The sequence below is a fragment of the Bacillus sp. AK25 genome (assembly GCF_048270685.1).
Taxonomy (GTDB): Bacteria; Bacillota; Bacilli; order Bacillales; family Bacillaceae; genus Bacillus; species Bacillus altitudinis.
Genome location: NZ_JBLUWC010000001.1, coordinates 1,494,724 through 1,521,719 on the forward strand (window position 1 = coordinate 1,494,724; position 26,996 = coordinate 1,521,719).

Below are 26,996 nucleotides of genomic sequence, written 5' to 3' on the forward strand. Positions count from 1 at the left end.
TGATAAAAAATCAAGGCTATAGTATAAGTAGGATTGGGTCGGATTGAATGATTTCTTTTAAAAAGAAGGGTCTTATAGTAAAATAGTGATAACTCAGGGCAATTTCTCAAAAAGGGGGAACCAATGTGTCCATTGAACTTAGAACGAAGTACGGACAAATTGATATATCAAATGAAGTCATTGCAATGGTGGCAGGAGGCGCTGCGATCGATTGCTATGGTATTGTTGGCATGGCGTCCAAAAATCAAATAAAGGACGGCTTGACGGATATTCTCCGCAAAGAGAACTTCAGCCGGGGTGTTCTTGTGCGTCAAAAAGAAGATCGCATTCATATTGATATGTACATCATCGTCAGCTACGGTACAAAAATATCAGAAGTCGCACATAATGTTCAAACGAAAGTCAAATATACGATTCATCACACGATTGGACTTTCAGTTGACTCAGTCAACATTTATGTACAAGGAGTAAAAGTTACGAACCCGTAGTAAGGAGGAAATATATTGTCTATTAGAAATCTGGGTGGCCGCTCATTTGCAAAAATGATTCTTGCAGGTGCTCACCATCTTTCTCAAAACGCACAAATTGTTGATGCGTTAAATGTTTTTCCAGTGCCAGACGGAGACACGGGGACAAATATGAATTTGTCAATGACTTCAGGGGCAAAAGCAGTTGAAGAAACAAATACCGATCACATTGGTAAGGTCGGGGTGGCTCTGTCGAAAGGGCTGTTAATGGGGGCAAGAGGAAACTCAGGTGTGATCCTGTCTCAGCTCTTCAGAGGTTTCAGCAAAAATATAGAACAAAAAGAAACAATTGACGCAAAAGAATTTGCGCTTGCCTTGCAGGCCGGTGTTGATACAGCATATAAAGCCGTCATGAAACCGATTGAAGGAACCATCTTAACGGTTGCAAAAGACGCAGCAAAGAAAGCGGTTGCTGTTTCAGCAACAGAAGACCAAATCGATCGTGTGCTAGAATTAACGATTGAGGAAGCAAGAGCATCACTGGACCGCACGCCAGATCTCCTTCCTGTTTTAAAAGAAGTCGGCGTTGTAGATAGCGGCGGTAAAGGGCTTCTTTGTGTATATGAAGGTTTTCTTGCTTCATTAAGAGGAGAAGAGCTTCCTCCTAAAACGGCCTCTTTGCCAACATTAAAAGAATTAGTGAGTGCAGAGCATCATAAAAGTGCACAAAGCCATATGAACACAGAAGATATTGAATTTGGCTATTGTACAGAATTTATGGTGAAATTCGAAGAAGACAAACAGTCCTTTGACGAAAATGCCTTCAGAGAAGAATTAAGCGAATTCGGAGATTCACTTCTTGTGGTATCTGATGATACGCTTGCAAAAGTTCATATTCATGCAGAGCAGCCAGGAGATGTCTTATCATATGCACAGCGCTACGGCAGCTTGATTAATATGAAAATTGAAAACATGAGAGAGCAGCATAGCTCGATCGTCAATGAAGAAAAAGATCACTCGCCTGCTGCACCAAAAGCAACAGCTGCTGAAAAACAGCGTTTTGGAGTAGTGAGTGTCGCAATGGGAGAAGGGATTGCTGACTTGTTTAAAAGTATCGGAGCATCCGTCGTCATTGAAGGCGGACAGACAATGAATCCGAGCACAGAAGACATTGTCAAAGCAATTGATAGCATTCATGCTGAAACCGTCTTTATCTTACCTAATAATTCTAATATTGTCATGGCAGCTAAACAGGCGGCAACTGTCTCAAGTCGTGAGGTCGTTGTTATTCCGACAAAGACCGTTCCTCAAGGAATGTCGGCACTTCTTTCTCTCAATGAAGCAGCTTCGAATGAAGACAATGAAGCAGCGATGTTAGAAGCGATTGATCATGTGAAAAGCGGCCAAATTACCTTTGCGGTAAGAGATACCCAAATTGATGGGATCGACATTGCCAAAGGCGACTATATGGGCCTATACAATGGAAAAATCACCTTAACAGCTAAAAATCAATTAGATGCAGCAAAAGAGCTTTTGACCCAAATGGTGACAGAAGATGATGAGATTGTCACAATCATCAAAGGGGAAGATGCATCATCTGATGAGATGGAAGCTTTAGAAGCATATATTGAAGACACATTTGAAGATGTAGAAGTTGAAGTCCACGATGGAAAACAGCCGCTTTATTCATATATTTTGGCTGTTGAATAAAGAAAGAAGGGCACATGAAGCCCTTCTTCTTCTTTTGCATTTTTTTACTATGTGTCCATTCGTGAAATGAGTTGCGGGAATCGAATGAATCCATTAGTCTAAAGGGAGTAACAAACCAATCTGTGATTGGTGATGAGAGGGGAAGACCTATGAAATTTAGAAGTGTGTTTGATATTATTGGACCCGTCATGATTGGTCCATCAAGTTCGCACACGGCGGGTGCGGCTCGTATTGGAAGAGTGGCTCGCAGCTTGTTCGGAAGGGAACCGAAACGAATTGTTGTATCGTTTTATGGCTCTTTTAAAGATACGTATAAAGGACACGGGACAGATGTAGCCATTATCGGCGGTGTTCTTGACTTTGATACATTTGATGAACGAATTAAAACAGCGATTGATATTGCAAAAAGCAAAGAAATCGATATTGAGTTTAAAGAAGAAGATGCGGTACCAGCGCATCCGAATACAGCAAAAGTAGAAATTTCAGATGCGAATGGAAGCCTTGAATTAATCGGGATTTCCATTGGCGGAGGTAAAATTGAAATCACAGAATTAAATGGCTTTGAACTGAGACTCTCAGGGAATCATCCGGCCATTCTTGTGGTTCATAACGACCGCTACGGGACGATTGCAGCAGTTGCCAATGTGTTAGCGAAATTCGCCATCAACATTGGTCATATGGAAGTGGCACGTAAAGAGGTCGGGCAAGAAGCACTCATGACGATTGAAGTGGATCAGAATATTGATCCAGCGGTTTTAACAGAGCTTGAGACGCTGCCAAACATTATTCAAGTCACACAAATTGCAGAGTAACAACAAGGAGGTTATGTATGATGTTTAAAAACGTCAAAGAACTCGTGCAGCTAACAGAAGAACGGAATACCTCCATTTCAGAAATTATGATTACTCAAGAAATGGAAGTGACAGGGAAGTCACGTGAAGACATTTTCTCGCAGATGTACCGCAACCTAGAAGTAATGGAACAGGCCGTTGAAAACGGACTGAAAGGTGTGAAATCATTATCTGGTTTAACAGGAGGGGATGCGGTGAAACTTCAAGCATATATCGCATCAGGCAAAACATTGTCTGGTCATACCATTTTAGATGCTGTCAGTAAGGCAGTGGCAACAAATGAAGTGAACGCAGCAATGGGAACGATCTGTGCAACGCCTACAGCTGGCTCAGCAGGTGTTGTGCCAGGAACGCTCTTTGCGGTGAAAGAAACATTAAAGCCAACAAAGGAACAAATGGTCAGATTCCTATTTACATCTGGTGCATTTGGTTTTGTTGTTGCCAATAACGCAAGCATCTCTGGTGCAGCAGGCGGCTGTCAGGCAGAAGTAGGATCTGCATCAGGTATGGCAGCAGCAGCCATTGTAGAAATGGCAGGCGGTACGCCGCAGCAATCCGCTGAAGCCATGGCCATCACCCTAAAAAATATGCTGGGTCTTGTTTGCGATCCAGTCGCAGGACTTGTGGAAGTGCCATGTGTGAAACGAAACGCAATGGGCGCTTCTAATGCGATGATTGCAGCAGATATGGCACTTGCCGGCATTACAAGCCGCATCCCTTGTGATGAAGTCATTGATGCGATGTACAAAATTGGTCAAACGATGCCAACAGCTCTTCGTGAGACTGCACAAGGCGGACTTGCTGCAACACCGACAGCAAGGGAGCTTGAAAAGAAGATTTTCGGAGGTGTGACCTCATCTCGTGATACAGAAATTGCAAGATAAGATCTCTGCCCTCAAAGGGATTGGAGAAGAAACAGAAAAAACACTAAATGAACTTGGAATCTACACAGTAGCCGATTTACTCGGCTACTTTCCTTATCGATATGACGACTATGAGCTTCGCAACTTAGAAGAAGTCAGGCATGACGAACGTGTCACAGTTGAAGGAAAAGTGCACAGTGAGCCCGTTCTCACCTATTATGGAAAAAAACGAAGCAGGCTGACATTCAGGCTGCTTGTCGGTCGTTTTTTGATTACAGCTATATGCTTCAATCGCCCTTATTTAAAACGAAGTCTTGTTTTAGGCGATACGGTATCCGTCACAGGGAAGTGGGATAAAAACCGGCAATCCATTATGGTGCAGGAATTTAAAAAAGGAACACACGAACAAGATGGCAGTATAGAACCTGTTTATTCAGTCAAAGAAAATGTAACCGTGAAGATGATGAGACGATTTGTAAAACAAGCGTTGTCACTCTATGTAGACCATGCAGAAGATCCACTGCCAAAGCAACTTGTAGCTGCTTATAAACTCATGTCTTATCAAGAAGCACTAAAAACCATTCATCTCCCTGAAACGAGAGACTCGCTCAAGCAAGCAAGACGACGCTTCGTGTACGAGGAATTCCTCATCTTTCAGCTGAAGATGCAGGCGATCAGAAAAAAAGAACGAGAAAAAACATCAGGCATCCAGCATCCGTTCTCAAAAGAGGCGGTCTTTGAGTTTGTTCATAGCCTGCCGTTCCCGCTGACAAAAGCACAATCAAGAGTGCTTGATGAAATTATGGCAGATATGGCATCCCCGTACCGGATGAACCGGCTTCTTCAAGGGGATGTTGGATCGGGGAAAACAGCTGTTGCAGCAATTGCCCTTTATGCCGCTCATTTATCCGGCTTTCAAGGTGCGCTGATGGTGCCAACTGAAATTTTGGCTGAACAGCATGCCGATTCACTGTATCAGCTATTTGAAAAATGGGGGCTAAATATTGCTCTTTTGACGAGTTCAGTGAAAGGAAAGCGCCGCAGAGAATTGCTTGAACGTCTGAAAGAGGGAGATATTGATATTTTAGTCGGCACGCATGCCCTTATCCAGGACGAAGTGGAATTTCAGCAGCTTGGTCTTGTTATTACAGATGAACAGCACAGGTTCGGCGTGGAACAGCGGAAAAAACTGCGAAGCAAAGGGCAGGACCCAGATGTTTTGTTTATGACCGCAACGCCGATTCCAAGAACGCTTGCCATCACAGTATTTGGAGAAATGGACGTCTCTGTCATTGATGAGCTGCCAGCCGGCCGAAAGCAGATTGAAACGTATTGGGTGAAGCATGACATGCTTGAGCGGATTCTTGCTTTTGTTGATAAAGAGCTGAGAAAAGGCAGACAAGCGTATATTATTTGTCCACTTATAGAAGAATCAGACAAACTGGATGTCCAAAATGCGATTGATGTTCACAGCATGCTGACAGAGGCGTATCGCGGAAAATGGTCGATCGGCTTAATGCACGGGAAACTCGCAAGTGATGAAAAAGATCAAGTGATGAGAGACTTCACTTCCAATGATGTGCAAATCCTTGTGTCAACGACAGTTGTTGAAGTTGGCGTCAACGTGCCAAATGCGACCATCATGGTCATTTATGATGCGGACCGCTTTGGACTGTCACAGCTTCATCAGTTAAGAGGCCGGGTAGGACGCGGAGAGCATCAATCTTTTTGTATTTTAATGGCGGACCCTAAATCAGAGACCGGTAAAGAGCGCATGCGGATCATGTCTGAAACAACGGATGGCTTTGAACTGTCTGAAAAGGACTTAGAACTAAGAGGCCCTGGCGACTTCTTTGGCAAGAAACAAAGCGGAATGCCTGAATTTAAAGTGGCAGACATGGTTCATGACTATAGAGCGCTTGAAACCGCTAGAAAAGATGCGGCAGAGCTCGTGCAGTCTGAAGCCTTTTGGACAGAGCCTGAATACAAAGAACTTAGGCAAACACTCGTAGACAGCGGTGTGCTTGGCGGAGATAAATTGAGCTGATCAAGTGCTGGAGGAATTTTCTTGTCTTTTTGAAACAAGGATTGATTTATCATCTATGAGATTATATACTACTATTAGTACCTAGTCATAAATGTACGGATGGTGTCTGCATATGAAACTAAATAAAAAAGAACGACAAAAGCTTCTCCAGCAAACGATCAGCTCGACTCCGTTCATTACTGATGAAGAATTGGCAAGTAAGTTCGGTGTAAGTATTCAAACAGTTCGACTTGACCGTTTGGAGCTGTCAATCCCTGAATTACGCGAACGAATTAAGCACGTGGCCGAAAAGACATTAGAGGATGAAGTGAAGTCTCTTCCGCTGGATGAAGTCATTGGAGAAATGATTGATGTAGAGCTTGACGATCAAGCGATTTCCATTTTTGAAGTAAGAAAAGAGCATGTATTCAGCCGTAACCAAATTGCCAGGGGACATCATCTTTTTGCCCAGGCAAATTCGCTGGCAGTAGCCGTCATCGACGATGAACTGGCTTTGACAGCAAAAGCAAATATAAAGTTTACAAGGCAGGTCAAACAAGGCGAAAGAGTCGTCTCAAAAGCCAAAGTTGCCTCACATGATAAAGAAAAAGGCAGAACCGTAGTTGAAGTAAACAGCTATGTAGGTGAGGAAGTTGTCTTCTCAGGCGATTTCGTCATGTATCGCTCAAAACAAAAGTAAAAGGTGGCACATAACATGAGAATTGCAGTCGATGCAATGGGGGGAGATCATGCCCCTAAAGCCATTATTGACGGTGTGCAAAAAAGCTTAGAAGCATTTTCAGATATCGAGATTACACTAGTCGGCGATGAAAGCAAGATCAAATCATACATAACAAATCATGAACGCATCACGATCTTAGATGCAAAAGAAGTCATTGAACCAACGGATGAACCAGTGCGTGCAGTGAGACGTAAAAAGGATTCTTCTATGGTGAAAATGGCGCAGGAAGTTTCAGAAGGAAGAGCAGATGCCTGTATTTCAGCTGGAAATACTGGGGCACTCATGACAGCAGGCCTGTTTATCGTAGGCAGAATTGATGGCATTGACAGACCAGCACTTGCTCCGACGTTGCCAACACTTGATGGCAGCGGGTTCTTATTATTGGATGTCGGCGCAAACGTTGATGCAAAGCCAGAGCATCTTGTGCAATATGCCATGATGGGATCTATTTACGCAGAGCATGTCTTTCCGAAGAGCAATCCACGCGTTGGACTTTTAAATGTCGGGACAGAAGATAAAAAAGGCAACGATTTAACGAAAAAAACCTTTGAATTATTAAAAGCATCAAATTTGAATTTCGTAGGAAATGTAGAATCGCGTGACTTATTAGAGGGTGTAGCAGATGTCGTTGTCACAGATGGTTTCACTGGGAATATCGCCCTTAAAACGATCGAAGGCACAGCCCTTTCTGTTTTTAAAATGCTGAAAGAAACCTTAACATCCAGCTTCACAGCTAAAATAGCAGCAGGTATGATGAAGCCAAAATTAATGCAGATGAAATCTAAAATGGATTACTCCGAATATGGTGGTGCCGCATTATTTGGTTTAAAAGCACCCGTTATTAAAGCGCATGGTTCCTCTGATGAAAATGCGATTTTTCATGCCATTCGTCAGGCGCGCGATATCGTTATAAAAGACGTTTCAGCTATCATTCATCAAGAAGTTCAAAAAGAAGACACGAATGAGTCGTAATGGAGGTAGAGCAGCATGAGTAAAATTGCTTTTTTATTCCCAGGCCAAGGCTCTCAAAAAATTGGCATGGGAAAAGATTTATTTGACCAAGAAGCAGCATCTAAAGCTGTGTTTGAAGAAGCAGATCAGACCCTTGATTTTGATTTATCTTCAATGATTTTTGAAGGAGATGCAAAAGAACTGACGCTGACATATAATGCACAGCCAGCTCTTTTAACGACAAGCATCGCGATCTTAAAGAAATTTGAAGAGAGCGGAATCAAAGCAGATTATGCAGCAGGGCACAGTCTGGGTGAATATACAGCCCTTGTTGCAGCGGGAGCTCTTTCGTTTAAAGATGCCGTTTTCGCAGTGAGAAAGCGTGGCGAATTAATGAATGAAGCCGTTCCAGCAGGAGAAGGCGCAATGGCGGCGATTCTTGGCTTAGACCAAGCGGCGCTTGTAGAAGTGACAAGAGAAGTGACAGAAAGCAGTCATCTTGTAGAACTTGCGAACTTAAACTGTCCGGGCCAAATCGTCATCTCTGGTACAGCAAAAGGTGTGGAACTTGCATCAGAGAAAGCGAAAGAAAAGGGCGCAAAACGTGCAATTCCACTTGAAGTGAGTGGACCTTTCCATTCTGCATTAATGAAACCAGCAGCTGAAAAATTCACAGATGTATTATCTAAATTAGACATTTCTGATGCCGCGACGCCAGTGATTTCAAACGTAACAGCAGACATCGTGACATCACGTAATGAAATTGAAACGAAGCTGATTGAACAATTGTATTCTCCTGTTCGATTTGAAGAAAGTGTAGAACGCCTGATTGACTTAGGCGTGACAACATTTATTGAAATTGGTCCTGGTAAAGTGCTCTCAGGTCTTGTGAAAAAAGTCAATCGCCGCCTGACGACCATTTCCGTATCAGATCAAGAAACAATTGAAGCAGCCATTCAAACACTCAAGGGGGATTCTTGATGCTTACAAATAAAACAGCCGTTGTCACAGGTGCATCACGCGGTATTGGCCGTTCGATTGCGATCGATTTGGCGAAAAAAGGTGCCAATGTTGTGGTGAACTATTCAGGCAACGAAGCAAAAGCAAATGAAGTCGTCGATGAGATCAAAGCACTTGGCCAGCAGGCTTTTGCTGTCAAAGCGGATGTGTCAAATGCAGAAGATGTACAGGCATTAATGAAACAAACCGTTGATACATTTGGTTCAATCGACATTCTTGTGAATAATGCTGGAATTACAAAGGACAACCTGCTCATGAGAATGAAAGAAAATGAATGGGATGATGTCATTAACATAAACTTAAAAGGTGTCTTCAACTGTACAAAAGCTGTGACACGTCAAATGATGAAACAGCGCAGCGGAAGAATCATCAATGTAGCATCTGTTGTCGGCGTTTGTGGAAACCCTGGACAAGCAAACTATGTTGCAGCAAAAGCTGGTGTGATCGGTTTAACGAAAACAACAGCGAAAGAGCTGGCAAGCCGTCATATTACAGTCAATGCCGTAGCACCAGGCTTTATTTCTACTGATATGACTGACAAGCTTGATGAGAATGTTCAAACAGAAATGCTTAAGCAAATCCCGCTCGCACGCTTTGGTGCGCCTGAAGATATAAGCAACGTTGTTGTCTTTTTAGCTTCAGAAGGAGCAGGTTATATTACAGGCCAAACCATCCAAGTGGATGGCGGAATGGTTATGTCCTAAGAAATATCAAAATTTCGTTACGTTTTCTCTAGTTTTTTAAAAACGAATCAACTATAATACTTTGAGGGGAGGTGAAAGGCAATGGCAGACGTATTAGAGCGTGTATCAAAAATTATTGTAGACCGCCTTGGCGTTGATGAGGCTGACGTGAAAATGGAGGCTTCATTTAAAGAAGATTTAGGCGCTGATTCCCTTGATGTAGTTGAGCTAGTTATGGAACTTGAAGATGAGTTCGATATGGAAATTTCTGACGAAGATGCTGAAAAAATTGCAACAGTCGGTGACGCTGTGAACTACATAAATAGCCAGCAATAAGCGTAACAAAGTCCCGTCTATTTTCATGGCGGGACTTTGAAAATTTATGTTAGTTTCAACATATTCAGCTGATCAATTGTCAGCCTTTTTCAGATGCTAAGGAGCACGGTTTCCTTGCATGTAGAAAGAGAGACTCCATATAATCAGTATCCTTAAAGGCGATAACGCCTACCTGGAGGTTGCTATGCCAAAACACTATAAAGACAAACAGAAACAGAGCAAAAAACTAGAGCAATTCAGAGAATTTCAGCAGCGCATTTCTGTACACTTTAAAAATGAAAAACTACTCTATCAAGCCTTTACACATTCCTCTTATGTGAATGAGCATCGTAAAAAACCTTATGAGGATAATGAAAGACTTGAATTTTTAGGGGACGCTGTTTTAGAGTTGACGATCTCACAGTTCTTATTTGCAAAGTACCCAGCCATGAGCGAGGGAGATTTAACAAAACTGAGAGCGGCGATCGTATGTGAGCCATCACTTGTGTCATTAGCACATGAGCTGTCCTTTGGAGACCTTGTTCTTTTAGGAAAAGGGGAAGAAATGACAGGCGGCAGAAAACGCCCAGCACTCTTAGCAGACGTATTTGAGGCGTTTATCGGAGCGCTTTATTTAGATCAAGGACTTGAGCCTGTTGAACGATTCCTAGAAGCCTATGTATACCCGAAAATTAATGACGGGGCATTCTCACATGTCATGGACTTTAAAAGCCAGCTTCAAGAATTTGTTCAGCGAGATGGAAAAGGTGTACTTGAATACCGAATCCTGCATGAAAAAGGTCCAGCACATAACCGGGAATTTGAAGCCAATGTATCCCTTAGAGGAGAAGTGCTCGGAATTGGAAATGGTCGTTCAAAAAAAGAAGCGGAACAGCATGCTGCACAGGAAGCACTTGCTAAATTACAGAAACATCATATGAACCAATAAAATCCCCCTCGTGATTCAGGGGGATTTCACTCTGTTTTCCATCATCTTTTTTCAGTTCATATGGTAAGATAATAGTACTTTAAATACATAAGGAGGATCACTCTCATGTTCCTCAAACGTTTAGACGTGATAGGATTCAAATCTTTCGCACAGCGGGTGACCGTAGACTTTGTCAAAGGGGTTACAGCTGTTGTTGGACCAAACGGAAGCGGCAAAAGTAATATTACTGATGCGATCCGCTGGGTACTTGGAGAGCAATCAGCAAAAAGCCTCCGCGGAGGAAAAATGGAAGACATCATTTTTGCAGGAAGTGACTCAAGAAAACGAGTCAACTTAGCAGAAGTGACATTAACGCTCGATAACGAAGATCACTTTTTGCCGATCGATTTTCACGAAGTCAGTGTGACAAGAAGAGTCTATCGTTCTGGAGAAAGTGAATTTCTCATTAACAATCAATCTGTCCGCTTAAAGGATATTATTGATCTTTTCATGGATTCAGGTCTTGGAAAAGAAGCTTTTTCGATCATCAGCCAAGGTAAGGTAGAAGAGATTCTATCGAGTAAAGCTGAAGAAAGACGTAGCATCTTTGAAGAAGCAGCTGGTGTCCTGAAATATAAAACAAGAAAGAAAAAAGCCGAGAATAAACTGTTTGAAACGCAGGACAACTTAAACCGGGTGGAAGATATTCTGCATGAACTAGAAGATCAAGTAGAACCACTAAGAATGCAGGCATCTATCGCAAAAGACTATCTGCAAAAGAAAGAAGAACTTGAAAATGTAGAAATTGCTCTCACCGTCCATGATATTGAAGCACTGCACAAAAAATGGACAACACTTGGTGAAGCTGTCGAGCGGTTCAAACAAGATGAAATGAAGCAGTCCACAGACATTCAAGCGAAGGAAGCCAAAATCGAAGAATCGAGAGACCGTATTCAGGCGCTTGACGATTCGATTCATGACCTTCAAGAAGTCCTCCTTTTCACAAGTGAAGAACTAGAAAAACTTGAAGGGAAAAAAGAAGTTCTAAAAGAACGGAAAAAAAATGCGGCCGCTAACCAAGGGCAGCTAGAAGACACGCTCGTGCGTTTAACCGAAAAACAGGCGTCGTTAACGGAAAAGATTGAACAGCAGAAAGTCACACGTGACAGCCTGCAAACAGAAGTGCAGCAGCTAAAAGATGAAGTGAAAACAAAACAGCATCAGCTGTCTCTTCATAGTGAAGATGTGGAAGGGCAAATTGAACAGCTAAAAAGCGATTATTTTGACCTATTAAACGAGCAAGCTTCTATCCGAAACGAACGTACATTACTAGAAGAGCAGCAGCGCCAAGCAGCCTTGCAGCTAGAGCGGTTAACGCAAAATAATCAGAAACATATCGAAGAACGGGTATCTGTGAAGGAAAAGAAAACAGAAGCCGAGAAGCAACTTTCAGAACGAGAAGAAGACATTTTGGCTCAGGTGAAACGCTTTAGAGAAGCGGAACAAAAGCTAGAGCAGATGAAACGTCAATACGAGAAAAAAGAAACAGCTCTTTACCAAGCCTATCAATATGTACAGCAGGCAAAATCTAAAAAAGAAATGCTTGAATCCATGCAGGAAGACTTCTCAGGATTTTTCCAAGGAGTGAAAGAGGTTTTAAAGGCAAAGGATCGGTTAGGTGGTATTCACGGGGCGATTGCAGAGCTGATTCAAACAGAGCAGCAACATGAAACAGCGATTGAAATTGCACTTGGCGCAGCCACGCAGCATGTCGTTACTAAAAATGAAGTGGCTGCCAGACAGGCCATTGGATACTTAAAGCAGCATTCCTTTGGGCGTGCGACCTTCCTGCCGATGAACGTCATCAAAGAACGAACCATTCAGTTCAGAGATATTCAAACAGCTGAGCAGCATGACGCATTTATCGGCGTAGCGAGTCAGCTCGTTTCCTTTGATGAAAAGTATGAAAAAGTCATTCGGAATTTGCTTGGAACAGTCCTAATCGTGAAAGACTTAAAAGGTGCCAATGAGCTAGCGAAAATGCTTGGACATCGTTATCGTATCGTGACCCTTGATGGGGACGTCGTGAACCCGGGCGGTTCAATGACTGGGGGCGGTGTAAAGAAAAAGAACAATTCCCTCCTCTCCAGAAACCGAGAGATTGAAACATTAACAAAGCAACTCGTTGAAATGGAAGAAAAAACAACGATCCTTGAAAAAGAAACAAAAGAAACGAAGCAATCGATTGCCGAAAGCGAAGTCCAATTAAATGAACTGCGTCAGCGCGGCGAAATGCTTCGAGAAAAGCAGCAAGAGTTAAAAGGGACATTATATGAACTGCAAGTAGCTGAAAAAAATATTAACGCTCATCTAGAGCTCTATGATCAAGAAAAAGAAGAGTTGCAGCAGCGCTCTAGCGAACTTGCGAGCAAGGACAAAGAGCAGGCAGCCCTTGAAACATCTATAGGTGAGAAACTGACCTCTCTTGACGAAGAGATCAACACGTTAACTAAACGGAAGCAGACCCAAAGCTCAACGAAAGAAACCATTTCTTCCGAATTAACAGAGCTGAAAATCTCGCTTGCCAAAAAAGAGCAGTCTTTAGCAAATGAACAAGAAAAACTGTCGAGCTTAACGGCTGAATTAGAAGAGGCTGAAAAGACGCTGACGGAAACAAAAGAAGATTTGTCCCTCTTAACAAGTGAAATGTCATCCAGCTCAAGCGGCGCCGAACAACTGGAAGAAGCGGCAAAAGAGAAACTGGAACATAAAAACAAAACGACAGCGCTTATCTCAGAGCGACGCAAACAGCGCCTGGCTCTTTCTGAAACATTAGAATTCGCAGAACGTGAACTAAAAGAGCAAAAACGCCTGTATAAACAGCTCACGACAAGCTTAAAAGATGAAGAGATCAAGCTTGGCCGCATGGAAGTTGAACTTGATAACCTCATCGCCTATTTAAACGAAGAGTATGCCCTTTCGTTTGAAGGAGCAAAAGAAATGTATCATCTGACGCTATCGCCGGATGAAGCAAGAAAACGCGTGAAATTGATCAAACTAGCCATTGAAGAGCTTGGAACAGTGAACTTAGGAAGCATTGATGAGTATGAACGTGTGAATGAACGTTATCTCTTCTTAACAGAACAGCGCAATGATCTGACAGAAGCGAAAAATACGTTATTCCAAGTCATTGAAGAAATGGATCAGGAGATGACGAAACGTTTCTCTGAGACATTCTCTCAAATCCGCGGGCATTTTGAATCTGTTTTCCAAGCATTATTTGGCGGAGGAAGAGCAGACCTTAAGCTCACAGATCCAAACGATTTACTAAACTCAGGCGTCGATATTGTGGCGCAGCCGCCGGGGAAAAAGCTGCAAAATCTAAGCCTGCTTTCAGGCGGAGAAAGAGCATTAACAGCCATCGCTTTATTATTCTCGATCTTAAAAGTGAGACCTGTTCCATTCTGTGTGCTAGATGAGGTAGAAGCAGCGCTTGATGAAGCGAATGTGTTCCGCTTTGCCCAGTATTTAAAGAAATACAGCCAAGAAACACAGTTCATTGTCATTACACACCGAAAAGGAACCATGGAAGAAGCAGATGTTCTGTACGGTGTCACGATGCAGGAGTCAGGTGTCTCAAAACTGGTATCTGTCAAACTAGAGGAAACGAAAGAGCTTGTCCAGTAATTAAAGGAGGTTTTTGAACCAATGAGCTTTTTTAAGAAATTAAAAGAAAAATTTACGCAGCAAACCGATTCAGTATCAGAAAAGTTTAAAGATGGACTTGAAAAAACGAGAAATTCGTTTCAGGGAAAAGTAAATGAACTCATTTCTCGCTATCGTAAAGTGGATGAAGACTTTTTTGAAGAACTAGAAGAAGTGTTAATCGGTGCGGATGTTGGTTTCACGACTGTGATGGAACTGATTGATGAGCTGAAAAAAGAAGTGAAATTAAGAAACATTCAAGACCCAAGTGAAGTACAAGCAGTCATCTCTGAAAAACTCGTGGAGATTTACAATAGCGGTGAGGAACAAATTTCTGAACTGAACATTGAAGACGGCCGTTTAAATATTATTTTATTTGTAGGCGTGAACGGTGTCGGTAAAACCACAACCATTGGTAAGTTGGCAAACAAGCTAAAAAATGAAGGGAAATCCGTCATTTTAGCAGCAGGTGATACGTTCCGTGCGGGGGCGATTGAGCAGCTTGAAGTATGGGGCGAGCGCTCTGGTGTTCCTGTCGTTAAACAAACAGCAGGCTCTGACCCGGCAGCGGTCATCTATGATGCCGTTCAATCAGCTAAAGCCAAAAAAGCAGATGTCTTGATCTGTGATACAGCAGGCAGACTGCAAAACAAAGTCAACTTGATGAAAGAGCTAGAGAAAGTCAAGAGAGTCATTGAACGCGAAGTGCCCGATGCACCGCACGAAGTACTGCTTGCCCTTGATGCGACAACAGGTCAAAATGCGATGGCGCAAGCGAAGGAATTTTCTAAAGCAACAAATGTGACAGGTATCGCTTTAACAAAGCTTGACGGTACTGCAAAAGGCGGGATTGTTCTTGCCATTCGCAATGAGCTCAACATCCCTGTAAAACTTGTCGGATTAGGTGAAAAAGTAGACGATCTGCAAGAGTTCGATGCTGAATCGTATGTGTACGGATTATTCTCAGACATGATTGATCAAGAAGACTAATCAAGATGCCGGCAAAATTGCCGGCATTTTTATTTATATATCGCCGCAGGAAGTGACAAGATAAAAACTTGACACATAGATCAGAACCGTGTAAACTTAGTTGTTGTAAAGGGAATGAACTTAACAAAGGGGAGAGAGCCCATGACGCTTGAAAAGACAACGAGAATGAACTACTTGTTTGATTTCTATCAATCGTTGTTGACCGCAAAACAAAAGAGCTACATGTCGCTTTACTACCTAGACGATTTTTCCCTCGGTGAAATTGCGGATGAATATGAAGTATCAAGACAGGCTGTTTATGATAATATTAAACGGACTGAAGCGATGCTTGAACAATATGAAGAAAAGCTGCTCTTGTTTAAGAAATTTAAAGAGCGTAAAGAACTTCTCACAAAAATGAGAGAGCTTGTAGCAGATTCCGCGCAAAAGGAAGAAGCAGAAGCTTTAATTGAATCGCTTGAGAAATTAGATTAGGAGGCGGCACAGTATGGCATTTGAAGGATTAGCCGACCGACTGCAGCAGACGATTTCAAAAATCCGCGGCAAAGGAAAAGTGTCAGAGCAAGATGTAAAAGAAATGATGCGCGAGGTACGCCTTGCCCTTCTTGAAGCTGACGTCAATTTTAAAGTAGTCAAAGACTTTGTGAAAAAAGTAAGCGAGCGGGCAGTTGGACAAGAGGTCATGCAAAGTCTTACCCCAGGACAACAGGTCATTAAAGTTGTAAAAGAAGAACTCACTGATTTAATGGGCGGGGAAGAGAGTAAAATCGCTGTAGCGAAAAAATCTCCAACTGTTATTATGATGGTTGGTCTTCAAGGGGCAGGTAAAACGACCACAACTGGAAAGCTTGCCAACTTACTTCGCAAAAAACATAATCGCAAGCCGATGATGGTGGCCGCTGATATTTACAGACCAGCAGCGATCCAGCAGCTTCAAACGCTTGGGAAACAGCTTGATATGCCCGTATTCTCATTAGGTGATCAAGTTAGTCCTGTCGAAATTGCCAAACAGGCAATTGAAAAAGCGAAAGAAGAACATCATGATTATGTCATTTTAGATACAGCAGGACGTCTTCATATTGATGAAGACTTAATGGATGAACTTCAGAAAGTAAAAGAAGTCGCAAATCCAGAAGAGATTTTCCTCGTTGTTGACTCGATGACTGGTCAAGATGCTGTCAATGTCGCAAAAAGCTTTAATGAACAGCTTGGTTTAACAGGTGTCGTTCTGACAAAACTAGACGGTGATACGCGAGGCGGGGCAGCACTTTCAATTCGTGCAGTCACAAATACGCCGATTAAATTCGCCGCACTAGGTGAAAAGCTTGATGCAATTGAACCATTCCACCCGGAGCGGATGGCATCGAGAATTCTTGGCATGGGAGATGTGCTCACGCTTATTGAAAAAGCACAAGCAAACGTTGACCAAGATAAAGCGAAAGAGCTTGAACAAAAAATGCGGACAATGAGCTTCACGCTCGATGATTTCCTCGAGCAGCTTGGGCAGGTTCGCAACATGGGTCCACTTGATGAACTGATCCAAATGATGCCGGGAGCCGGTAAAATGAAAGGGCTCAAAAACGTCCAAGTAGACGAAAAGCAGCTCAATCACATCGAAGCGATCATTAAATCAATGACGACCGAAGAAAAAGAACAGCCAGAGGTCATCAATGCAAGCCGAAGAAAACGGATTGCAAAAGGAAGCGGAACATCTGTACAGGAAGTCAATCGCCTTTTAAAACAATTTGACGAAATGAAAAAGATGATGAAGCAAATGACCAACATGTCCAAAGGAAAGAAAAAAGGCGGCTTTAAATTACCATTTATGTAATTGGTTATACATGATAAAACCATTGTTAAGAAAAAACACTTTACAAACCCTTTTATCATTGTTAATATACTATCTTGTTGAAATATTTTCGGAGGTGCTAGTAAAATGGCAGTAAAAATTCGTTTAAAACGTATGGGAGCAAAAAAATCTCCTTTCTATCGTATTGTTGTAGCAGATTCTCGTTCACCACGTGACGGTCGTTTCATCGAAACAGTTGGAACTTACAACCCAGTGGTATCACCAGCTGAGGTGAAAATCAACGAAGAATTAGCGCTTAAATGGCTTCAAAATGGTGCGAAACCATCTGATACAGTTCGTAACCTTTTCTCAAGCCAAGGAATTCTTGAAAAATTTCATAATGCGAAAAACAGCAAATAATGAATGAGCTGTCCTTGGAAGAATTGATTGTGTCCATCGTCGAGCCACTTGTTGATTTCCCTGAAGATATTCACGTATCTTCATTAGAAAAAGATGAGCAGGTCATTTACACACTGTCTGTCAATGCTGAAGATACCGGAAAAGTGATCGGAAAGCAGGGACGTACAGCTAAAGCGATACGAACAGTCATGTTTGCAGCAAGTGCAGAGTCTTCTAAGAAAGTTCAACTTGAGATTGCTGACTAAAAAGGGAGAGGGCTTAGGACCTCCCCTTTTTTTACACGTTTAAATCTATTTTTCGTTATACTGTAGAGGACAAATGCCTTCGGATAGGGGGACAAAAAGGAAGATGCAGATCATTCAACATGTCACCGTCATGCAAGTATTAACTGAAAGCAGTAAGGACAAACTGTTAACGACTTTTTTGGAGAAAAAAGAAAGACTAGAACGTGAGTGCAATCAACTATATTTTCAACTAAAAAAGCATGAAAAAGAACCACATCAGCAAGAAGCCATCCCTCAATTTCAAAAAGCCATTGAAAAAAGACAAGAGAAAATGAGGCAAATTGATTTTCAAGTCGAGCAGCTGCATATCTTGCCTCTTGGCAGTGAAATGAAAGAAACAGAAGTGGATGCGCTGATTGAAGTAAAAATAGGTGATAAATGGGATGACAAAATGCAAGACAATGTCATCGTCGTGAAAGACGGCACCATTGTGGAAATACGTCAGGGGTGATTGAGAACATGGAGCTAGAATGGTTGAATGTCGGAAAGATCGTCAATACACATGGAGTGCGCGGAGAAGTACGTGTTGTGTCAAAGACTGATTTCCCAGAAGAACGCTACAAAAAAGGCAGCGTCCTTTATATTTTCAAACAAAATCAAAAAGAACCAATAAAAGTGACTGTCGCATCACATAGACAGCACAAACAATTTGATTTACTGACATTTGAAGAAGTCGGCTCGTTAAATGAAGCTGAGCAATTAAAAGAGTCGATTTTAAAAGTAGAAAAAGAACATCTTGGTTCATTAGATGAAGGGGAATTTTATTTCCACGAAATCATCGGCTGTGAAGTATATGATGAAGAGGACAAACTGATTGGTCAAATCAAAGAAGTTTTAACGCCAGGGGCAAATGATGTATGGGTGGTTGGAAGAAAAGGCAAAAAAGATGCCCTCATCCCTTATATTCCATCTGTCGTCAAAACAGTTGATATTTCATCCAAGAAAGTACACATTGAAGTGATGGAAGGACTCATTGACGAATGAAAATTGACTTTTTAACACTGTTTCCTGAAATGTTCGAAGGAGTGCTTCACTCATCGATCTTAAAAAAAGCTCAGGAAAAAGATGCGGTCTCATTTGATGTCGTGAATTTTAGGGAGTATTCCGATCATAAACATAAAACAGTGGATGACTATCCGTATGGTGGCGGTGCTGGCATGGTTCTGAAAGCACAGCCTGTATTTGATGCGGTAGAAGATTTAACGAAAAAAGCAAACAAGAAGCCCCGCATTATTCTTGTCTGTCCTCAAGGAGAAAGATATACACAAAAGAAAGCAGAAGAGCTTGCAAAAGAAGAGCATCTTATGTTCATTTGCGGCCACTATGAAGGCTACGATGAGCGCATCAGGGAGCATCTTGTCACAGATGAAATCTCAATCGGAGATTTCGTTCTCACAGGCGGAGAGCTGCCGGCGATGATGATTGCAGACAGTGTGGTCAGGCTTTTGCCTCATGTGCTTGGAAAAGAAGCGTCTCATATCGAAGATTCATTTAGTACAGGTCTGCTTGAGCATCCGCACTATACAAGACCAGCTGATTATAAAGGATTGAAAGTACCAGATGTGCTTCTCTCTGGAAATCATGCCAAAATTGAAGAGTGGCGGCGTAAAGAATCGTTGAAGCGAACCTATACAAGACGGCCAGATTTGATCGATTCTTGCAAAACATTAACGGATGAAGAAAAAAGATGGCTTTGGCAGCTTCATAATGACTAGATTGTATTGCACAAGGTATACAGGTGTGGTATGATACTACTTGTGACTTGGACGGCTTGCCGATTCAAGTTTGAAAACGATGTTCCGCTGCAATGAAGAAAGAGGACATGAGCATCTGTTGGAAGGAGTTGAAAACGATGCAACAATTGATTGAAGAAATCACAAAAGAACAATTACGCACTGATCTTCCTGCGTTCCGTCCTGGTGACACTTTACGTGTACACGTGAAAGTTGTCGAGGGTACTCGTGAGCGTATCCAGATCTTTGAAGGTGTTGTAATTAAGCGTCGTGGTGGTGGAATCAGCGAAACTTTCACAGTTCGTAAGATCTCTTACGGTGTAGGCGTTGAGCGTACATTCCCTGTACACACACCAAAAATCGCTAAGATCGAAGTTGTACGTCACGGTAAGGTACGTCGTGCGAAACTTTACTACCTACGTGAACTTCGCGGTAAAGCGGCTCGTATCAAAGAAATCAGACGATAATGATATCAAAGGAAAGAGCTTGTTACCTGTAACAGGCTCTTTTTTTGTACAATGTATAGAGACAACCGTTAGAAGAGAGAAGGTGCACATATGACAATTCAATGGTTTCCAGGCCATATGGCAAAAGCAAGACGGGAAGTCACAGAAAAATTAAAGCTCATCGACATCGTATTTGAATTAACCGATGCAAGGATTCCGATGTCCTCTAGAAACCCAATGATAGAAGAAATCCTCCAAAACAAACCGAAAATTATGCTTTTGAACAAAGCGGATAAAGCAGATCCTCGTATGACAAAAGAGTGGCAGGCACACTTTGAAGCGCAAGGTGTACGGTCGCTTGCCATTAATTCTGTCGATGGACAAGGGTTAAATCAAATCATTACGACATCAAAAGAAATCTTAAAAGAAAAGTTCGATCGAATGAAAGCGAAAGGTGTTAAGCCGCGTGCCATTCGAGCTTTGATTATCGGAATTCCCAATGTCGGCAAATCAACGCTGATCAATCGGTTGGCAAAGAAAAATATTGCGAAAACAGGAGATCGACCTGGTATTACGACGTCACAGCAATGGGTGAAGGTAGGAAAAGAACTTGAACTGCTCGATACCCCCGGAATTCTCTGGCCGAAATTTGAAGATGAACAAGTAGGTCTTAGGCTGGCCGTCACCGGAGCGATTAAAGACTCAATCATCAACTTGCAGGATGTCGCCGTTTATGCGCTGCGCTTTTTAGAAGAGCACTATCCAGAGCGATTAAAAAAACGCTATGATCTAGCAGAAATACCTGAAGATACAGTTGAGCTGTTTGATGCCATTGGCACAAAACGCGGCTGTCTGATGAGTGGAGGATTCATTAATTACGACAAAACGACCGAAATCATCATTCGGGATATTCGAACGGAAAAATTTGGTCCCCTCACTTTTGAGAAGCCTGAAAGCTAAAAGACACGCAGCTCATGCGGGTCTTTATTTTTTGCGAAAAACTGCCGATATAAAGAAGGAGGCTGCGGAAAAGCCAATGTACACGGTCAAACAAATAAAAGAATTAATAGAACAACATGCTGACGACGAGTCATACATTCGTGAACTATTGAAAGACGATACAAGAAAAAGTGTCCAGAAGCTGATGGACAAATGGAACAAAGAGAGAGAAAAACAGCAAGAACTACATGCAGCATGGAAGCAAATGCTGCAATTTGAAACCAAAGCAAAAGCGCAAGGATACACTTATATTGCAGGCATAGATGAAGCAGGAAGAGGACCACTCGCTGGTCCAGTGGTTGCGGCAGCTGTGATATTAAAAGAAGATACCATCCTACTCGGTTTAAATGATTCAAAACAGCTATCTGAGAAAAAAAGAATGACCTATTATAAGCTCATTCAAAAGGAAGCGCTCGACATCGGCATCGGCATTGTTGATGCGGCAACGATTGACGAAATCAATATATACGAAGCATCAAGACTGGCGATGGTGAGGGCTGTAAAGCAGCTCACTCACACACCTGATTATCTACTCATAGATGCGATGACGCTCCCGCTTCCTACTCAACAGGAGAATATCATCAAAGGAGATGCTAAAAGCGCATCCATCGCAGCTGGTGCATGTATTGCCAAAGTGACAAGGGACCAAATGATGGAAGAGTATGGACGCCAGTACCCTGAGTATCAATTTGAAAAACATAAAGGGTATGGAACGAAAGAGCACCTTGCTGCCATTCAAACACATGGCGCCACACCTATCCACCGGTTATCATTTGCACCAGTGAAATCTGTTATTTCATAAATATTTTGACACAAGGAGGCTGCCTGTGATGACAAGAGTTGAAGATATACATACTGCACTGAATAGTCGGCTGAATACGGCAGAATCTGTTCCGCTTAACACGGAAGGAAAGGAAATTATTCACCGGCTCATTCTCGGCAAAGTACTGAAAATGCTCGGGGATGATACAGCACTTGTTCAAATAGGTTCGACCAAAATCAAAGCGCAGCTAGCGGCTCAGCTCAAAGCCGATTCTTTCTACTGGTTCCAATTAGAACAAGAAGGTGGAGGCAGTCTGAGTAAATTAAGACCTGTTCAGCAATTTGACCAAGATCCTAAAACATTAAAGGATGCCGCAGCTAAACTACTAGAAGGTCTATCGCTTAAAAATGGACTTGAACAAATGTTAACAGCTACAGCCTTTTTAAAAGAAAAACCGGTCATCAACGAAGCAGAGTTAAAAACGGCAGTAAAATGGATTGAACAACTTCAAGGCGCGGATATCAAAAAAGGTCTGCAAGCACTTCTTTTTGCTTTAAAGAAAGATTTGCCGATTCAGCAAGGAGTGCTCCAATCAATATTAGCGATGAAATCCCCCTCTGCACTTCATCAGGATGTGACAGCACTGCTAGATCGATTAACACAGCTTCCGAAGCAATCAGAAGCCACACAGGCTCTTACACAGGCCGTTCGTACGGTTGTAAATGCTGAGACAACTGTTCATGCAGAAAAGCTCTTATCGGTGCTTCTAGGAGCAAAAGAAGGTCAAACGAAGCAAGGAGAAAGCTTGCAGCTGGTGCAGCCTCATGTCAATCCGGCTCAGCAAACAAAGCAGAGCCAGCCCGCCGCTATACAAGGGCGACAGGTGGATACAGTGAATCAGAACAGCGTGCAGCAATTATTAAGTCCAAAACAGCTCCCGCTTCAGCAAATAGAACGCATTCTGACAAGCATCACAAAGCAAGGCATAGACGGACAGCAGCAGCTTGATGTAAAACAGCTCACATCACTGGTTCAAGCAGTCCAGCAGGCAGGACCACAGGCTGACGCAAAGGCAGCCGTGCTTCAAAAGGAATTTCCGTTTCTTTCAAAAACAGAGGCGAACGCATTGGTAAAGGTCATTCAGCAGACTGAACCAGCATTAAGCAATAAAACCGATGTACTCGATTTACTGATGACGATGAAAAAAGCGATAGGTGTACGAGATGAAATTGGGATGCTGAAATTACTGGAAAAGGGCAGCCAAGATGTCAAAAGTCAAGAGCTTCACCAATTAAAGATGGTTTTAAATGATGCAAGGCAAGCTGATGTTCCCGAGCCCGTAAAAAAAGAAGTGGATCAATTATTCCATAGATTAAATGGGCAGTTACTAGTGCATCAGGAAAACCAAACAGTTAGTCAAATGATGGTTTCTTACCCGCTTTTCTCAAAACATAGTGTTCAAGATTTAACCTTTATTCTAAAAGGGCATAAGAAAAAAGATGGCTCTATCGATATTTCTCAGTGCCGTTTAATGTTTTATTTAAACATGGAAAACTTAGAAGAAACGTTAATAGACTGTACGATTCAGCAAAAAGTGATGTCAATTACAGTCGAGACGGCTCACGAACTGCAAGGGACCATTAATCCAATGATTCCAGCTGTTCGAGAGAATTTAAATGCCCTAGGGTATAGTTTGACGGGGATTACAGCGAAAAAGAGAGAAGAGCCAATTGATCCGTCTGACTTTCTGGATGAACACTTTCATAAAATCAGCGAGAAAGGGCTGGACTTACGAGTATGAAAGATTCAAAACCGCTTAGAAGAGCGGTCGCTCTACACTATGATGAAGAAAAACAAAAAGCGCCAAAAGTCGTTGCAACAGGCAGTGGCTATGTGGCTGATCATATTATTGAAGAAGCTCAAAAAGCTGGGGTCCCTATTCAAGAAGACCGTAATTTAGTAGAACTGATGCGCCACTTAACGCTCGATGAGGAAATCCCAGAAGCGTTATACGATACTGTAGCAGAAATATTTTCATTTATCTATCGATTGGATCAAAAAATGAAAAAATAAGGTAAAATAAGTGTTTTGACTGAAAAATTTATATTTTTAATAAAATAAAAGTTTGAATGTTTAGAAGGATTTTACGATTTTACATAGAACCCTAGACATTCTCTTTTTTATTCTTTAAAATGAAAGCGCAGTCTATTTTATAATTTTTGTTTCTACATATGTTGGGAGGATGGGAAATGAATATCCATGAGTACCAAGGAAAAGAAATCCTAAGAAAATATGGGGTTTCAGTTCCAAATGGTAAAGTAGCATTTACACCTGATGAAGCAGTGAAAGCATCAGAAGAGCTTGGAAGCTCTGTATATGTCGTAAAAGCACAGATTCATGCAGGCGGCCGTGGTAAAGCAGGTGGGGTAAAAATTGCAAAAACAAAAGATGAAGTGAAAGGGTTTGCAGAGGAATTGCTCGGCAAGACACTTGTCACACATCAAACAGGGCCTGAAGGGCGCGAAATAAAACGCTTACTTATTGAAGAAGGCTGCGATATTCAAAAAGAGTACTATGTAGGACTCGTTTTGGATAGAGCGACATCAAGAATTGTTTTGATGGCTTCTGAAGAAGGCGGTACTGAAATTGAAGAAGTAGCAGAAAAAACGCCAGAAAAAATCGTGAAAGTGGTCATCGACCCAGCGATTGGTCTCCAAGCCTATCAGGCGAGAGAAGTTGCGTTTAAAATTAATATTCCAACAAAATTAGTTGGTCAAGCTGTTAAGTTTATGACAAGCCTTTACAATGCGTTTATTGAAAAGGATTGTTCAATTGCCGAGATAAATCCTCTTGTTGTAACAGGTGATGGAAAAGTCATGGCACTTGATGCAAAATTAAACTTTGATAGCAATGCCTTATATAGACAAAAAGATATATTAGAATACCGTGACCTTGATGAAGAAGATCCAAAGGAGATTGAAGCATCTAAATATGACCTAAGCTACATTTCACTAGATGGGAATATTGGCTGTATGGTGAATGGAGCAGGCCTTGCGATGTCTACAATGGATATCATCAAGCATTACGGCGGGGACCCTGCAAACTTCCTTGATGTTGGCGGCGGTGCAACTGCTGAAAAAGTAACGGAAGCATTTAAAATCATCTTATCTGATCAAAATGTCAAAGGGATTTTCGTGAACATTTTTGGCGGCATCATGAAATGTGATGTCATTGCAGAAGGTGTTGTTGAAGCGACGAAACAAGTCGGCTTAACATTACCACTCGTTGTACGTCTTGAAGGAACAAACGTTGAATTAGGGAAGAAAATCCTGAGTGATTCAGGCTTAAATATCACTTCTGCTGAGTCTATGGCTGACGGGGCAGAAAAGATTGTATCTTTAGTCAAGTAGAGCAGAAAGGCAGGGAACCTAAATGAGTGTATTTATTAATAAAAATACGAGAGTAATTGTTCAGGGGATTACCGGTTCAACCGCATTATTCCATACAAAACAAATGATTGAGTATGGAACAAATATCGTTGGCGGTGTCACACCTGGAAAAGGTGGAACTGAAGTAGAGGGAGTTCCTGTATTTAATACTGTATCTGAAGCAGTACAGACAACTGGAGCAAATGCTTCTGTTATCTATGTACCAGCACCATTTGCAGCAGACGCCATTTTAGAGGCTGTTGATGCAGAAGTGGATCTAGTGATTTGTATCACAGAACACATTCCAGTTCTGGATATGGTTAAAGTGAAACGCTATATGGAAGGTAAGAAGACAAGACTTGTTGGACCGAACTGTCCTGGTGTGATTACACCTGAAGAATGTAAAATTGGCATCATGCCTGGCTACATTCATAAAAAAGGTCATGTTGGTGTTGTGTCTCGTTCTGGAACGCTTACATATGAAGCGGTACATCAGCTTTCAGAGGCTGGTGTTGGTCAATCAACAGCTGTAGGAATTGGCGGCGACCCTGTCAATGGTACGAACTTTATTGATGTATTAAAAGCCTTCAATGAAGATCCTGAAACGCATGCTGTGATCATGATTGGTGAAATCGGCGGTACTGCTGAAGAAGAAGCAGCTGAATGGGTAAAAGCAAATATGACCAAGCCGGTTGTTGGCTTTATTGGCGGTAAAACAGCGCCTCCAGGAAAACGTATGGGACATGCTGGTGCCATTATTTCTGGTGGTAAAGGAACTGCTGATGAAAAAGTAAAAACAATGCGTGAATGTGGAATTGAAGTGGCAGAGACACCATCTGTCATGGGAGAAACCTTAATTAAAGTGTTAAAAGAGAAGAATCTCTTTGAAGCTTGTAAAACGCATTAATGACACAAGAAGACTTGTTCTTTGACAAGTCTTCTTCTTTCTATCTTAAACTGGAGGAATGGTATGTACAACGTGTCCGAAAGAATGATTTTTCACCGCTTAAAAGGCCTCATCTCACCCTCTTTGTTAACAAAATGGTGGAAAGTCGATCCTGAGCTATATATAAATGAAGAAACACATCATTTCAAACAGGATCGATCATTACAAAAGATCGACTTTACCCGCTTACAACAAGCTGAAGAAAATGAATTCCCCATTTTTCAACACATCGTTCAAGCCTATTTAAAGCAAAATATTCACATGATTCCCATCACATCACCTATATATCCCAGCTCACTAAAACACATTTATGATCCTCCCCCAGTATTATTCCTAAAAGGAAACGTTACCTATTTAAATGAAGAAAAAAGTTTAGGTGTAGTAGGTACACGAGTGCCATCCTCTTATGGAGAAGCGTGCGTGAAGAAAATTGTTGGAGAACTTGTAGAGGAAGATTGGATGATTGTGAGTGGTTTAGCAAAAGGAATTGATGGACTTGCACACAAAGAGTGCATAAGAAAAAAAGGAAAAACGATTGGTGTTGTAGCTGGCGGCTTTCAACATGTATATCCAAAAGAACATGTGCAAATGGCTCAATATATGGGAGAACATCATTTACTGTTGTCAGAGCATCCGCCTTATATCAAACCAGAAAAATGGCATTTTCCAATGAGAAACCGATTAATTAGTGCCCTGACAAGAGGAACCATCGTGGTCCAGTGCAAAGAAAAGAGCGGTTCGCTTATTACAGCCTACCAGGCATTAGAGCAAGGAAAAGAAGTGTTTGCTGTTGCAGGATCGATCTTTGATTCTAATTCTATAGGTCCAGCTAGACTGATTCAGCAAGGTGCCAAGCTTGTTCATTCAACAAAGGATATTTTAGAGGAATTCTCCTTGAGCGGTGTTCAATATACTGAACTCCCATAAAAATATCGTT

General features: G+C 42.0%; 28 protein-coding genes. All 28 read left to right on the plus strand.

The genetic code is table 11. From position 1 onward, the window contains the following. Nucleotides 1-125 precede the first annotated feature (125 nt). The 28 genes from ACNO7B_RS07725 (at nucleotide 126) to dprA (ending at nucleotide 26,986) form a co-directional block, all read left to right on the plus strand. Nucleotides 126-488: an Asp23/Gls24 family envelope stress response protein gene (locus ACNO7B_RS07725; RefSeq protein WP_008344871.1), complete on the plus strand. Its 363-nt coding sequence runs from the start codon at nucleotides 126-128 to the stop codon at nucleotides 486-488. Between the two features lie 15 nt (nucleotides 489-503). Then, the gene (locus ACNO7B_RS07730; RefSeq protein ID WP_025207321.1) at nucleotides 504-2,177 is read left to right on the plus strand and encodes a DAK2 domain-containing protein; all 1,674 of its coding nucleotides are present in this window, start codon (nucleotides 504-506) and stop codon (nucleotides 2,175-2,177) included. A gap of 149 nt (nucleotides 2,178-2,326) precedes the next feature. Continuing rightward, nucleotides 2,327-2,989 carry an L-serine ammonia-lyase, iron-sulfur-dependent subunit beta gene (gene sdaAB / locus ACNO7B_RS07735; protein ID WP_008344864.1) on the plus strand — a complete coding sequence of 221 codons (663 nt, stop codon included), beginning with the start codon at nucleotides 2,327-2,329 and terminating at the stop codon, nucleotides 2,987-2,989. A 20-nt stretch (nucleotides 2,990-3,009) separates the two neighbouring features. Continuing rightward, a complete protein-coding gene (gene sdaAA, locus ACNO7B_RS07740) occupies nucleotides 3,010-3,912 on the plus strand; it encodes an L-serine ammonia-lyase, iron-sulfur-dependent, subunit alpha (RefSeq protein WP_024720342.1) in 903 nt (300 codons plus the stop codon). Next, entirely contained in the window at nucleotides 3,890-5,938 is a 2,049-nt protein-coding gene (recG, locus tag ACNO7B_RS07745; protein ID WP_417901374.1) for an ATP-dependent DNA helicase RecG, read from the plus strand. The genes sdaAA and recG overlap by 23 nt, the downstream gene beginning before the upstream one ends. A gap of 112 nt (nucleotides 5,939-6,050) precedes the next feature. Further along, nucleotides 6,051-6,617, plus strand: coding sequence for a transcription factor FapR (fapR, locus tag ACNO7B_RS07750; protein ID WP_017359102.1), 567 nt, complete (start codon nucleotides 6,051-6,053; stop codon nucleotides 6,615-6,617). A 15-nt stretch (nucleotides 6,618-6,632) separates the two neighbouring features. Then, the gene (gene plsX / locus ACNO7B_RS07755) at nucleotides 6,633-7,631 is read left to right on the plus strand and encodes a phosphate acyltransferase PlsX (protein WP_417901375.1); all 999 of its coding nucleotides are present in this window, start codon (nucleotides 6,633-6,635) and stop codon (nucleotides 7,629-7,631) included. A 15-nt stretch (nucleotides 7,632-7,646) separates the two neighbouring features. Next, entirely contained in the window at nucleotides 7,647-8,591 is a 945-nt protein-coding gene (fabD, locus tag ACNO7B_RS07760) for an ACP S-malonyltransferase (RefSeq protein WP_417901376.1), read from the plus strand. Then, nucleotides 8,591-9,334, plus strand: a complete 744-nt coding sequence (fabG, locus tag ACNO7B_RS07765; protein ID WP_039166716.1) for a 3-oxoacyl-[acyl-carrier-protein] reductase — start codon at nucleotides 8,591-8,593, stop codon at nucleotides 9,332-9,334. The genes fabD and fabG overlap by 1 nt, the downstream gene beginning before the upstream one ends. An 81-nt stretch (nucleotides 9,335-9,415) precedes the next feature. Next, complete coding sequence (gene acpP, locus ACNO7B_RS07770) at nucleotides 9,416-9,649, plus strand: acyl carrier protein (protein WP_003212028.1); 234 nt, start codon at nucleotides 9,416-9,418, stop codon at nucleotides 9,647-9,649. 184 nt (nucleotides 9,650-9,833) lie between these two features. Next, a complete protein-coding gene (rnc, locus tag ACNO7B_RS07775) occupies nucleotides 9,834-10,577 on the plus strand; it encodes a ribonuclease III (protein WP_017367233.1) in 744 nt (247 codons plus the stop codon). A gap of 105 nt (nucleotides 10,578-10,682) precedes the next feature. Then, nucleotides 10,683-14,243 carry a chromosome segregation protein SMC gene (gene smc / locus ACNO7B_RS07780; RefSeq protein WP_417901377.1) on the plus strand — a complete coding sequence of 1,187 codons (3,561 nt, stop codon included), beginning with the start codon at nucleotides 10,683-10,685 and terminating at the stop codon, nucleotides 14,241-14,243. Nucleotides 14,244-14,264: 21 nt separating this feature from the next. Beyond that, nucleotides 14,265-15,251, plus strand: a complete 987-nt coding sequence (gene ftsY, locus ACNO7B_RS07785; protein ID WP_017359097.1) for a signal recognition particle-docking protein FtsY — start codon at nucleotides 14,265-14,267, stop codon at nucleotides 15,249-15,251. Between the two features lie 141 nt (nucleotides 15,252-15,392). After that, nucleotides 15,393-15,725 carry a putative DNA-binding protein gene (locus ACNO7B_RS07790; protein WP_008344844.1) on the plus strand — a complete coding sequence of 111 codons (333 nt, stop codon included), beginning with the start codon at nucleotides 15,393-15,395 and terminating at the stop codon, nucleotides 15,723-15,725. Nucleotides 15,726-15,738: 13 nt separating this feature from the next. After that, the gene (gene ffh / locus ACNO7B_RS07795; protein ID WP_410685242.1) at nucleotides 15,739-17,082 is read left to right on the plus strand and encodes a signal recognition particle protein; all 1,344 of its coding nucleotides are present in this window, start codon (nucleotides 15,739-15,741) and stop codon (nucleotides 17,080-17,082) included. Nucleotides 17,083-17,187: 105 nt separating this feature from the next. Then, nucleotides 17,188-17,460, plus strand: coding sequence for a 30S ribosomal protein S16 (rpsP, locus tag ACNO7B_RS07800; RefSeq protein ID WP_008344841.1), 273 nt, complete (start codon nucleotides 17,188-17,190; stop codon nucleotides 17,458-17,460). Next, nucleotides 17,460-17,705: a KH domain-containing protein gene (locus ACNO7B_RS07805; protein WP_012009937.1), complete on the plus strand. Its 246-nt coding sequence runs from the start codon at nucleotides 17,460-17,462 to the stop codon at nucleotides 17,703-17,705. The genes rpsP and ACNO7B_RS07805 overlap by 1 nt, the downstream gene beginning before the upstream one ends. 103 nt (nucleotides 17,706-17,808) lie before the next feature. Next, complete coding sequence (locus ACNO7B_RS07810; RefSeq protein ID WP_008344839.1) at nucleotides 17,809-18,195, plus strand: YlqD family protein; 387 nt, start codon at nucleotides 17,809-17,811, stop codon at nucleotides 18,193-18,195. A gap of 8 nt (nucleotides 18,196-18,203) precedes the next feature. Continuing rightward, complete coding sequence (gene rimM / locus ACNO7B_RS07815) at nucleotides 18,204-18,728, plus strand: ribosome maturation factor RimM (protein ID WP_017367236.1); 525 nt, start codon at nucleotides 18,204-18,206, stop codon at nucleotides 18,726-18,728. Further along, the gene (gene trmD / locus ACNO7B_RS07820) at nucleotides 18,725-19,459 is read left to right on the plus strand and encodes a tRNA (guanosine(37)-N1)-methyltransferase TrmD (protein WP_007499635.1); all 735 of its coding nucleotides are present in this window, start codon (nucleotides 18,725-18,727) and stop codon (nucleotides 19,457-19,459) included. Before rimM ends, trmD begins: the two co-directional genes overlap by 4 nt. A 137-nt stretch (nucleotides 19,460-19,596) precedes the next feature. Next, on the plus strand, nucleotides 19,597-19,944 hold the full coding sequence (gene rplS / locus ACNO7B_RS07825) for a 50S ribosomal protein L19 (RefSeq protein ID WP_008344834.1): 348 nt from the start codon (nucleotides 19,597-19,599) through the stop codon (nucleotides 19,942-19,944). Nucleotides 19,945-20,034: 90 nt separating this feature from the next. Next, complete coding sequence (gene ylqF, locus ACNO7B_RS07830; RefSeq protein WP_007499632.1) at nucleotides 20,035-20,883, plus strand: ribosome biogenesis GTPase YlqF; 849 nt, start codon at nucleotides 20,035-20,037, stop codon at nucleotides 20,881-20,883. Nucleotides 20,884-20,959: 76 nt separating this feature from the next. After that, on the plus strand, nucleotides 20,960-21,724 hold the full coding sequence (locus ACNO7B_RS07835; RefSeq protein ID WP_417901378.1) for a ribonuclease HII: 765 nt from the start codon (nucleotides 20,960-20,962) through the stop codon (nucleotides 21,722-21,724). 28 nt (nucleotides 21,725-21,752) lie between these two features. After that, nucleotides 21,753-23,486: a glycosyltransferase gene (locus ACNO7B_RS07840; protein WP_417901379.1), complete on the plus strand. Its 1,734-nt coding sequence runs from the start codon at nucleotides 21,753-21,755 to the stop codon at nucleotides 23,484-23,486. Further along, nucleotides 23,483-23,758 carry a FlhB-like flagellar biosynthesis protein gene (locus ACNO7B_RS07845; RefSeq protein ID WP_008344827.1) on the plus strand — a complete coding sequence of 92 codons (276 nt, stop codon included), beginning with the start codon at nucleotides 23,483-23,485 and terminating at the stop codon, nucleotides 23,756-23,758. Before ACNO7B_RS07840 ends, ACNO7B_RS07845 begins: the two co-directional genes overlap by 4 nt. 176 nt (nucleotides 23,759-23,934) lie before the next feature. Then, a complete protein-coding gene (sucC, locus tag ACNO7B_RS07850) occupies nucleotides 23,935-25,095 on the plus strand; it encodes an ADP-forming succinate--CoA ligase subunit beta (protein ID WP_008344824.1) in 1,161 nt (386 codons plus the stop codon). 22 nt (nucleotides 25,096-25,117) lie between these two features. Further along, nucleotides 25,118-26,020 carry a succinate--CoA ligase subunit alpha gene (gene sucD / locus ACNO7B_RS07855; RefSeq protein ID WP_007499624.1) on the plus strand — a complete coding sequence of 301 codons (903 nt, stop codon included), beginning with the start codon at nucleotides 25,118-25,120 and terminating at the stop codon, nucleotides 26,018-26,020. 63 nt (nucleotides 26,021-26,083) lie between these two features. Next, on the plus strand, nucleotides 26,084-26,986 hold the full coding sequence (gene dprA, locus ACNO7B_RS07860) for a DNA-processing protein DprA (RefSeq protein WP_417901380.1): 903 nt from the start codon (nucleotides 26,084-26,086) through the stop codon (nucleotides 26,984-26,986). The last annotated feature ends 10 nt before the right edge of the window (nucleotides 26,987-26,996 follow it).